The following is a 2,484-nucleotide window of genomic DNA, read 5'->3' as shown; positions in this document are numbered from 1 at the left end:
GTACGGCATTGCCCTGCTGCGTTTTTCGCCGAGCACCGACAGCGCGTTCCGCGCGAGATGACTTTTGTCATCGTCTGCCCATGCCGATCTCATCGGTAATCGGTGATCGCGCGTACTACTGGCGACGGCCCGCGTCGACGACCGTAGAAGGCGTGAGAAAGGGGCACACGATGAACGACATCGTCATCTCCGCGCGCGGACTGCGGCGCACCTACGGCCGCGGCGAGCAGGCCTTCGAGGCTGTCAAAGGCGTGGATCTCGACATCGTCGAGGGGGAGGTCTTCGCACTGCTCGGCACCAACGGTGCGGGCAAGACCTCGACGCTCGACCTGCTGGAGGGGCTCGCGGCTCCGTCGGCCGGTGCGGTCGAGGTGTTCGGCCTCGACCCGCACCGGCACCGCGATCAGGTCCGCGCGCAGGTCGGCATCATGCTGCAGTCCGGTGGACTGCCCGCCGAACTGACCGTTGCCGAGACGCTCGAGATGTGGCGCGGCACCTGCGGCAACCCGACCACCGTCGACACCGTGCTCGCGCAGGTCGGCCTGGTCGACCGCGCCGAGGTGCGGGTCGGCTCGCTGTCGGGCGGGGAGCAGCGCCGGGTCGACATGGCCTGCGCGCTGCTCGGTCAGCCGCGACTGCTGTTCCTGGACGAGCCGACCACCGGACTCGACCCGGAAAGCCGCCGCAGGACATGGCAATTGCTCGCCGACCTCAAAGCGGCCGGGGTGACGATGGTGCTCACCACGCACTACCTCGACGAGGCCGAATCGCTGGCCGACCGCATCGCCATCATGGACAAGGGCGTCATCGCCCGGCGCGGCACCCTGCGCGAGATCGTCGACGACCATCCGGCGCGCATCGTCTTCGACCATCCCGGACTGCCGGTGCCGCAGCTGCGCGGCGCGCACATCGAGGCACGCGAGCGCGTCATCGTCAGCACTGACGACCTGCAAGGCCACCTGTTCGAACTGCTCGCCTGGGCCCGCGAGGCCGGTGTCCGGTTGGCCGGGCTCGAGGCCCGCGCGGCCTCCCTGGAATCGGTCTTCCTCGACATCGCAGGCGACGCCGACGCGCGGCCGAACACCCCCGAACTGATCGGAGCACGACGATGACCACCATCACCGCACCTCGTCCCCGCCCGCTCACCGCGCTCGCCAAGGCGGAGTGGTTGCAGTTCCGGCGCAACAAGACTCTCGTCTATATGGCGACGCTGTTCCCGGTCGGGATCCCGCTGGTCATCTACTTCATCGCCCGCAAAGACACCGAGCCGACGACGGCGATGGCAGCGGTCACCGTCGAATTGCTCGCGCTCATGGCATTGATCTTCGTGCAGTACTACTCGGTGCTGTCGATGGTCACGACGCGCCGCAGCGAGGGCGTGCTGAAGCGACTGCGTACCGGCGAGGCCGCCGACTGGCAGATCCAGTCCGCCCCCGCGGTGCCCGGCATACTGGTCACCCTCGTGTGCACCGCCGTCGTCACCGTGGCCGTCTACGGCAGTGGGGCGCCCGCCCCGGTCAATCCGGTGCTGATGGTGCTGGCGCTCGCGGGCGGGATCGGCTGTTTCTCGCTGCTCGCGCTGGCAACCAGTGCGGTCACCAAGAACGCCGAGGCCGCCCAGATCACCTCGCTGCCGGTGATGACCCTCGCCATGGCCGGCCTCGCCTCGATCCGCAACATCCTGCCCGACCGGCTGGCCGCGCTCGCCGACTGGACGCCGTTCGCCGCCGTCTCCGACCTGGTCTTCCTCGGTGCGTCCGGCAAGACGGCGACGGCTGCGGAGTCCGAAGCGGTGCTGAGGTTCGCCGGCACCGTCCTCGAATCGGGCCGCCCGTTTGCGACACTGGCGATATGGACAGTCCTGGCGCTCGCGCTGACCCGCAAGAGTTTCCGCTGGGACGATCGCGGGTGAGCCGATGGACGGCCTGGTGGCACGAGCTGTCGAGCGCGGCCAAGTTCCGCCTCTCTACGCGACTCACCTTTCAAGGGAGCATCGTCGGGGTGGTCGTGGTGATGCTCAATTCCGCGGGCTCGCCGTGGTCGGCCCCGGTGATCGTGATCGCCGGAATCACCGCGGTCCTCGCGGTGGCGGCACAACACGACTTCGCGACGGTGCCGGGTGGGGTGACGCGGCAGTGGACGCCGCTGGTGGCGGCGGTGACACTGCTGGCGATGTGGGCGGTTTCGGCGGTGATCGCCCGCCTGGCCACGGCCGAGTCGGCCGTCCGCGACGCGCGGGTGGCGGGCGGACTCGTGGCCCTACTGGCTATGTTCGCCGTCATACCGTTCATCCGGCACCGGTGGTGGGTGCTGCTCGGCCTGAGTCTCGCCACCGGTCTGGCGTTCGGATCGTCGCCACTGTCCGCACTGGCGCTGGCGGCGGCGCATCTGCTCACCGGAGTATTCGTCGTCGGCATAACGGTCCTCACCGTGTGGGGACTCAGGGTCGTCGACGAACTCGACCGCACCAAGCTCGCGCACTCA

Annotated in this window: 2 protein-coding genes and 1 pseudogene; all 3 read left to right on the top strand. The window is 69.0% G+C overall.

The window, feature by feature from the left end; translation table 11 throughout:
- Positions 1 to 170 precede the first annotated feature (170 nt).
- Positions 171 to 1,112: an ABC transporter ATP-binding protein gene (locus ACFWPJ_RS30315; RefSeq protein ID WP_378856552.1), complete on the top strand. Its 942-nt coding sequence runs from the start codon at positions 171 to 173 to the stop codon at positions 1,110 to 1,112.
- Complete coding sequence (locus ACFWPJ_RS30310) at positions 1,109 to 1,912, top strand: ABC transporter permease (RefSeq protein ID WP_378856550.1); 804 nt, start codon at positions 1,109 to 1,111, stop codon at positions 1,910 to 1,912. Before ACFWPJ_RS30315 ends, ACFWPJ_RS30310 begins: the two co-directional genes overlap by 4 nt.
- Positions 1,909 to 2,484 (top strand): annotated as a pseudogene (locus ACFWPJ_RS30305) (histidine kinase); the annotation flags it as partial. The gene ACFWPJ_RS30310 and the pseudogene ACFWPJ_RS30305, both read left to right, overlap by 4 nt.

Source organism: Nocardia sp. NPDC058497 (assembly GCF_042720195.1).
GTDB lineage: Bacteria > Actinomycetota > Actinomycetes > Mycobacteriales > Mycobacteriaceae > Nocardia.
The sequence above is the reverse complement of the archived record's forward strand: the minus strand, read 5'-3'. Positions and strand labels throughout refer to the sequence as shown.

Excerpts from the sequence above, each read along its gene's own strand:
- ACFWPJ_RS30315 (WP_378856552.1), top strand. The coding sequence starts at position 171 with ATGAACGACATCGTCATCTCCGCGCGCGGACTGCGGCGCACCTACGGC.
- ACFWPJ_RS30310 (WP_378856550.1), top strand. The coding sequence starts at position 1,109 with ATGACCACCATCACCGCACCTCGTCCCCGCCCGCTCACCGCGCTCGCC.